Source organism: Marinovum sp. 2_MG-2023 (genome assembly GCF_030548265.1).
Lineage (GTDB): Bacteria > Pseudomonadota > Alphaproteobacteria > Rhodobacterales > Rhodobacteraceae > Marinovum.
On the sequence record NZ_JAUOSD010000035.1, the window covers coordinates 23,313 to 29,813 of the forward strand.

The following is a 6,501-nucleotide window of genomic DNA, read 5'->3' on the forward strand; positions in this document are numbered from 1 at the left end:
CTTTCGCGCTCCGGCCCATGTAGCCAACAACGTAGCCCAAGACGCCACAGCGCGAGGAGCCTCATGTCCATGGCCGAAGAAAAGAAGGGCAATGCGATCGTGGAAACGGTCAAGACCATTGTCTACGCATTGCTGATTGCGGGTGTGTTCCGCACCGTGTTCTTTCAACCGTTCTGGATCCCCTCGGGGTCGATGAAGGACACGCTGCTGATCGGTGATTTCCTGTTTGTGAACAAAATGGCCTATGGCTATTCCTATGCCTCTTGTCCGTCGGTGATTGTGCCGCGCTTTGGCATTGATGTGGATGCCAAGGATTTCTGTGGCTGGGCCGATGGCGACAACACCCGCCTGTTTGGCGGCGAACCCGAGCGCGGCGATGTCGCGGTGTTCCGTCATCCGGTGACCGGACGGGATTTCATCAAGCGGGTGGTCGGCCTGCCGGGTGAGAAAATCCAGATCAAGGACAGCGTTCTGCATATCAATGACACCCCGGTCAAAGTCGAGGCTGACGGCATCTTTGCCGAGCTTGCCGGCCCACAGGGTCCGCAGGGGCTCAGCCCGCGCTGTGCCAATGCGCCGGTGGGCAATGGCGCGACCTGTGAAAAAGAGAAATTCATCGAAACGCTGCCCAATGGCGTAAGCCACTCGACCCTGAACATCGGGCCGCAATCGTCGGACAACACGCCAGTCTTTACCGTGCCCGAAGGCCATTATTTCATGATGGGTGACAACCGCGACAATTCCACCGATTCGCGCTTTCCACAGCAAATTGGCGGTGTGGGCTTCGTGCCGTTTGAAAACTTTGTCGGGCGCGCGGATCGGGTGATGTTCTCGTCTGCCGGACGGTCGATGCTGGCCTTCTGGACCTGGCGCGGGGATCGGTTCTTCAAGGGGATCGAGTGAAAATTTCGGCAGAATTGAAGGCTCTACAAAAACGGCTGGGGTATGAATTTTCAGACCCCGGCCAATTGGTGCGCGCGGTCACGCATTCGTCGATGTCGACCGCCACGCGGGGCGACAACCAGCGGTTGGAATTCCTGGGCGACCGGGTGCTTGGCCTGGTGATGGCCGAGGCGCTTTTGGCGGCGGATGGGGGCGCTAGCGAAGGCCAGCTTGCGCCACGGTTCAATGCGCTGGTGCGCAAAGAGACCTGCGCCGATGTGGCCCGCCAGATCGACCTTGGGGCGGCGCTGAAACTGGGCCGGTCTGAAATGCTCTCGGGGGGGCGGCGCAAAATGGCGCTGCTGGGCGATGGCATGGAGGCGGTGATTGCTGCGGTCTATATGGACGGCGGGTTTGCGGCCGCACAGGCGCTGGTGCTGCGGCTCTGGGGCAAGCGTATCTCGCAGGTCGAAGAGGATGCACGCGACGCCAAGACCAGCCTGCAGGAATGGGCCCAGGCCCGTGGTCAAACCCCGCCGGTCTATCAACAGATCAGCCGCAAAGGCCCGGACCATGCCCCGGTCTTTGTGATCGAAGTGCGGCTCGACAGCGGTGAAAGCGACCGGGCCGAAGCCGGATCAAAACGTCTGGCGGAACATGCGGCGGCGAATTCATTGCTGGCAAAACTGCTTCAAAGTTGATGTTGGCCCGCAAATTCCCTGCAAGGAATTTGTCCGCGCCCCATTGTGAGGCCATAATAACTGGTTTTGAGCGTCAAACTGCGGTAAGCGCGGCGGATCATTCATGGGAACCAGATAAAAATGACCACACGCGCCGGATTCGTCGCCCTGATCGGAGAGCCCAATGCGGGCAAATCCACCCTGACCAATCGCATGGTGGGCGCGAAAGTGTCGATCGTGACGCACAAGGTCCAGACCACGCGCGCCCGTATCCGTGGCGTGGCAATCGAGGGCGAGGCGCAGATCGTTTTTGTCGATACGCCCGGATTGTTCAGCCCGCGCCGCCGATTGGACCGCGCGATGGTCGCCGCCGCCTGGAGCGGGGCGGCAGATGCCGACATCGTTGTGCTGCTGGTCGAGGCGCATCGCGGCGTGTCGGATGGTGTGGAAAGCATCCTTGAGCGGTTGCAGGACATCGGCAAAGGCCGCCGCGTGGCGCTGGCAATCAACAAGATCGACCGGGTGAAATCCGATGTTTTGCTGGGTCTGTCGCAGGAATTGAATGCGCGTTTCGCATTTGAGGAAACCTTCATGATCTCGGCCGAAAAGGGCTTTGGCTGCGATGATCTGAAAAAATGGCTGGCGGCGGAATTGCCGGACGGTCCCTGGCTTTATCCCGAAGATCAGATCGCCGATCTGCCGATGCGGATGATCGCCGCCGAGATGACCCGCGAAAAGCTGACCCTGCGCCTGCATCAGGAGCTGCCCTATCAATTGACGGTCGAAACCGAAAACTGGGACGAGCGCAAGGACGGCACCGCGCGGATTGATCAGGTGATCTATGTGGCCCGTGATGGCCACAAGGGCATTGTGCTGGGCCACAAGGGCGAATCGATCAAGGCAATCTCCAAAGCGGCACGTGAAGAGCTGGAAGAATTCCTTGGCCGCCGGGTGCATTTGTTCCTTCAGGTCAAGGTCCGGGAAAAATGGCTGGAAGAGGCCGCGCGCTATTCCGAAATGGGCCTTAACTTTCGCGATGGCAACACCTGAAGCATCGCTAAGCAAAAGTTGCCGGGGCTCCACGGAACAAAGGGAGCCCCGACCAGTGCCAGCGGGTCTCGGGGAGAGAGACAGCCCGCCAGAGGTCACGGGATATGGGGCGAAAACCGCGCAGGAGATCACACAGATCCGCGCCCCAATACACTGCCTGTAAACGTGCGACCATCGACAGCAGTGCAGTTCAGTCCCCCGTGACAGAGGGAAACTTGACTGTGCTATCAACATAAGGGCGCTGCGAAAGTATTCAAATGACAAGGGGTGTTAGGAAAGGAAAGCCATGCGGCTGACAGCGGATTTCTGGGTTGCGGCCTATATTGCGCGGCTTGCCCAGGCCGACATCCCGGCCTTTGTCGTGGCCCATGGCGACGACACTTCGGGTATGGTCATGGTCAAGCTGAACACATTGGACGGGCAGGCCCGCCTGTTTCACCGAATGCATGATCTGATGACGGATGAAACCCGCTGGCAGGAAATGCTCTCTGGGTCCGAAGGCGACATTGATGCGGCTTTGGCCAAACAACGCGCCATGGACCGTGACCTCTGGGTGATCGAGGTCGAGGACCGCCAAGGGCGGCATTTGCTGGACAGTGGCGGGCTTTGAGCCCAGCTTGGGCAAATGGACTGGCGTGACACCGGCATATTGCTGAGCCTTCGGCACCATGGCGAACATTCCGCCATAATCGAGGTTTTCACCCCCGACCGTGGCCGCCACGCCGGTGTGGTTCGTGGGGCCACAGGCCGCAGGCTGGCCCCGGTGCTGCAACCCGGTGCGCAGCTCGACCTGCATTGGCGCGCCCGGCTCGAAGAGCATTTGGGCGCCTTCACAGTCGAGCCGCAGCGGTCCCGTGCCGCCCAGGCGATGTCCAGCCGGTTGGCACTGGCGGGATTGAACGCGGTTTGTGCGCTGCTGTCGTTTGCTCTGCCAGAACGCGAGGCACAGACCGCGCTTTATCTTCAGACCGAACAATTGCTGGATCTGTTGGGCCAGGACGCGCTTTGGCCGCTGGCCTATCTGCGATGGGAGGTGTCACTGCTCTCGGCGCTGGGCTACGGTCTTGATCTTGGCAGTTGCGCGGTGACCGGGAAAACCGACGGTTTGATCTATGTCTCGCCCAAATCCGGGCGCGCGGTGTCGCAGGCCGGGGCGGGGGATTGGGCGGACCGTTTGTTGCCGCTGCCGCCGGTGTTGTTGGGCCAGGGTGACGCAGAAAACACCGACATTGCACAGGCGCTGTCGGTCACCGGCTTTTTCCTGCGCGAGCGGCTTGCGCCCGCATTGGGGCACAGGCCGCCACCCACCGCGCGGGCGCGTTTCATTGATCGGTTGCAGGTGGGCTGACGAAAGCGGCGGTTGTTGCGGTCAGTATGCCCTTGGCACGCCGATGAACACCATCTCGCGGCCATCTTCGTTGCGCAGGATCAGACGGTTGCCGTCGAAATCCGAAATCGTCATATCGCGCAGAGCCGTGATGAACTCGGCCTCTTTCTGAAAATCCATGCACAGCCGCTGGGTAAGGCCCAGCCGCTCGGCGCTGAACCCGGGCATCGGGCGGGTCTGTACCCCAAAGAAGGAATTGCAGGGTGTCGTGCCGGTGATCTGCGCCATCGAGGGAAAGGTGATTGTGGCGCGCGCCTCATAGGCGGCGCCATCAATCGTCTGAAGCTTCCAGATGGTGTCTTCGGCATCTTGCGCACCGCCCAGCGTGGCTGAGAGGCTAGCAAAGGCGGACGTGGCCGCGGAGAGGAATGTATGTGTCATGCCGCCAAGGTAGGCAAAGCTGCCGCCGTGAAAAGGTGGTAACGATCTTTGTCATTCCGACGCGGCCGAAAATACCATTTCGCGGCCCGCGCCATTGGACAGGATCAACACCGCCCCCTGAACTTCGGCCAATGTCATCTCTGCCAGCGCGGCGAGAAAGGTGGTCTCACTGGCAAGGTCGGGACAGGCCCGTCGTGTGGTGAGCAATGGGCCGACGCCGAACCAGGGGTAGGGGGCGGTTTGCGGCCCGGAAAACCCATTGCAGGGCGCCTGACCCGCCACACGACCGGCTTCGGGAAAGGTCAATGTCGCATGCGCAGTGAAGGATTCACCGTCGATGGTGTCCAGCACCCAGGTCCGATCCGCCGCGCCATAGGCCGCCACTGTCTCGTCGCCCGGAAACGCGTGGTCACAGGTTGCGGCCAGGAGCGGGGCCAAAATCAGGGGGATCAAGAGTTTCATACCGACACCATAGTGCCGTGCTTTGGAATTGAAATATCGTCAATGGCTCTTCCCTGTGTCGGGTTGGCGGGATATGACCAGTGCATGCGCTGGAATTTGCCCAATATCCTGACCGTAATGCGCCTGCTGGCGGCTCCTGCCGTTCCGGTGATGTTCCTCTATTGGGCGCGCCCCTACGCCGATATTTTCGCCCTGGTGCTGTTCCTGACGGCGGCAATAACCGATTGGTTTGACGGCTATCTGGCGCGTGCCTGGAAACAGGAAACCAAAATCGGCACCATGCTTGACCCGATTGCGGACAAGGCCATGGTGGTGATCGCGTTGATGGTGATTGCCGCCTATTCGTCGTATTCGCCCTGGCTGATCCTGCCCGCAACCGTGATCCTGTTTCGCGAGGTGTTTGTCAGCGGTCTGCGTGAATATCTGGGGGATGTGTCGGGCACGTTGAAGGTGACCAAGCTGGCCAAATGGAAAACGACATTTCAGATGGTGGCGATCGCGGTTCTGTTCTCGCAGGGCGTGTTTGAACATTACTTCGGCATGTGGTCCTGGGGGATGGATCAACAGATTGTCACCGACATTCTGGAAGGTCGTACGGTCGATGAACTTGGCCTCAGATACATGTATGACGGCATGTTCTGGTCTGGCTACATCGGATTGATCTTGCTTTGGGTTGCGGCGGCGCTGACGCTGGTGACCGGCTTTGACTACCTGCGCAAGGCGCTGCCGTATTTGAAGGAAGACAGCTGATGGATGTCTTGTATTTTGCCTGGGTGCGCGAACGTATTGGCCTGCCAAAAGAGCGGGTTGAAACCGGGGCCGCCACCGTGGCCGAGCTGGTCGAAGAATTGAAGACCCGCGAAGAGCGGTATGCGCTGGCCTTTGCGGATCTGTCGGCGCTGCGGGTGGCCGTCGATCAGGAATTGACGGATTTTGACGCGCCTCTGGCCGGGGTGCGCGAAGTGGCGTTTTTCCCACCGATGACCGGGGGCTGAGACCGGTGTCGCGCGTCACGCCACTGGTTCGGGTTCAACAAGCCCCATTTGATTTCGCAGCAGAGGCCGACGCTTTTGCCCGCGCCCAATCCGATATGGGGGCCATTGTGACTTTTACCGGCGTCGTTCGGGATTCCGCAGATGGCGGCATGATCGCAATGGAAATCGAACATTATCCTGGCATGACGGCCAAAGCGCTGGAGGCGATTGTTGCCGATGCTATGGAGCGCTGGGCGCTGGGCGATGCTTTGGTGATCCATCGTCATGGTCGGTTGCACCGGGACGAGATGATCATGATGGTGGCCACTGCTGCCCGTCATCGCAAAGCCGCGTTTGAAGCGGCGGAATTCCTGATGGATTATCTGAAAAGCCGCGCGCCGTTCTGGAAAAAAGAAATTGCGGCGGATGGCGCGGAATGGGTTGCCGCCAAAGACGTCGATGAAGAGGCGTTGAAGCGCTGGTAGCGGCCTTTACACCGCCGATTCGTCAAAGATTGTCTCAGGCCCCAGCCATTTATTTGACCAGCCTTTTATCTGTCCTGAACTTTCATCTGACCTGAAATATCCCGGGGGTTGGGGGGCTGGCCCCTGACCTGCCCCCTGCTGGTCCCTCATTCATAATGAGAGTCTGCAGGTTGAATCTGGGTATTCGGCTTCCGCGTCTG

10 protein-coding genes are annotated in these 6,501 nt (G+C 59.9%); 8 read left to right on the forward strand and 2 right to left on the reverse strand.

The features are described 5' to 3' along the window. The first annotated feature begins 69 nt into the window (after positions 1-69). The 5 genes from lepB to recO all read left to right on the forward strand — a co-directional run bounded on the left by lepB (position 70) and on the right by recO (position 3,960). Entirely contained in the window at positions 70-903 is an 834-nt protein-coding gene (lepB, locus tag Q4577_RS21955; RefSeq protein ID WP_303472798.1) for a signal peptidase I, read from the forward strand. Next, a complete protein-coding gene (gene rnc, locus Q4577_RS21960) occupies positions 900-1,583 on the forward strand; it encodes a ribonuclease III (RefSeq protein ID WP_303472796.1) in 684 nt (227 codons plus the stop codon). The genes lepB and rnc overlap by 4 nt, the downstream gene beginning before the upstream one ends. Before the next feature lie 120 nt (positions 1,584-1,703). Continuing rightward, on the forward strand, positions 1,704-2,612 hold the full coding sequence (gene era, locus Q4577_RS21965; protein WP_244684578.1) for a GTPase Era: 909 nt from the start codon (positions 1,704-1,706) through the stop codon (positions 2,610-2,612). 286 nt (positions 2,613-2,898) lie between these two features. Further along, positions 2,899-3,222, forward strand: coding sequence for a DUF1491 family protein (locus tag Q4577_RS21970; protein WP_303472794.1), 324 nt, complete (start codon positions 2,899-2,901; stop codon positions 3,220-3,222). 15 nt (positions 3,223-3,237) lie between these two features. Beyond that, entirely contained in the window at positions 3,238-3,960 is a 723-nt protein-coding gene (gene recO / locus Q4577_RS21975; RefSeq protein WP_303472791.1) for a DNA repair protein RecO, read from the forward strand. A gap of 21 nt (positions 3,961-3,981) precedes the next feature. On the opposite strand, the gene Q4577_RS21980 is transcribed toward recO, so the two are convergent. Next, entirely contained in the window at positions 3,982-4,380 is a 399-nt protein-coding gene (locus tag Q4577_RS21980) for an META domain-containing protein (protein ID WP_303472790.1), read from the reverse strand. A gap of 51 nt (positions 4,381-4,431) precedes the next feature. Continuing rightward, complete coding sequence (locus Q4577_RS21985) at positions 4,432-4,842, reverse strand: META domain-containing protein (RefSeq protein WP_303472789.1); 411 nt, start codon at positions 4,840-4,842, stop codon at positions 4,432-4,434. A gap of 84 nt (positions 4,843-4,926) precedes the next feature. On the opposite strand from Q4577_RS21985, the gene pgsA reads away from it, so the two are divergent. From pgsA to Q4577_RS22000, 3 genes are read left to right on the forward strand one after another with little or no spacing between them, the layout of a single operon-like run. Continuing rightward, entirely contained in the window at positions 4,927-5,592 is a 666-nt protein-coding gene (gene pgsA / locus Q4577_RS21990) for a CDP-diacylglycerol--glycerol-3-phosphate 3-phosphatidyltransferase (RefSeq protein WP_244686303.1), read from the forward strand. Beyond that, a complete protein-coding gene (gene moaD / locus Q4577_RS21995) occupies positions 5,592-5,837 on the forward strand; it encodes a molybdopterin converting factor subunit 1 (protein WP_244684605.1) in 246 nt (81 codons plus the stop codon). The genes pgsA and moaD overlap by 1 nt, the downstream gene beginning before the upstream one ends. A gap of 5 nt (positions 5,838-5,842) precedes the next feature. After that, positions 5,843-6,301 carry a molybdenum cofactor biosynthesis protein MoaE gene (locus Q4577_RS22000; protein WP_244684608.1) on the forward strand — a complete coding sequence of 153 codons (459 nt, stop codon included), beginning with the start codon at positions 5,843-5,845 and terminating at the stop codon, positions 6,299-6,301. Positions 6,302-6,501: the final 200 nt, after the last annotated feature.

Excerpts from the sequence above, each read along its gene's own strand:
- recO (WP_303472791.1), top strand. The coding sequence starts at position 3,238 with ATGGACTGGCGTGACACCGGCATATTGCTGAGCCTTCGGCACCATGGC.
- Q4577_RS21980 (WP_303472790.1), bottom strand. The coding sequence starts at position 4,380 with ATGACACATACATTCCTCTCCGCGGCCACGTCCGCCTTTGCTAGCCTC.
- Q4577_RS21985 (WP_303472789.1), bottom strand. The coding sequence starts at position 4,842 with ATGAAACTCTTGATCCCCCTGATTTTGGCCCCGCTCCTGGCCGCAACC.
- Q4577_RS21970 (WP_303472794.1), top strand. The coding sequence starts at position 2,899 with ATGCGGCTGACAGCGGATTTCTGGGTTGCGGCCTATATTGCGCGGCTT.
- pgsA (WP_244686303.1), top strand. The coding sequence starts at position 4,927 with ATGCGCTGGAATTTGCCCAATATCCTGACCGTAATGCGCCTGCTGGCG.
- lepB (WP_303472798.1), top strand. The coding sequence starts at position 70 with ATGGCCGAAGAAAAGAAGGGCAATGCGATCGTGGAAACGGTCAAGACC.
- moaD (WP_244684605.1), top strand. The coding sequence starts at position 5,592 with ATGGATGTCTTGTATTTTGCCTGGGTGCGCGAACGTATTGGCCTGCCA.
- era (WP_244684578.1), top strand. The coding sequence starts at position 1,704 with ATGACCACACGCGCCGGATTCGTCGCCCTGATCGGAGAGCCCAATGCG.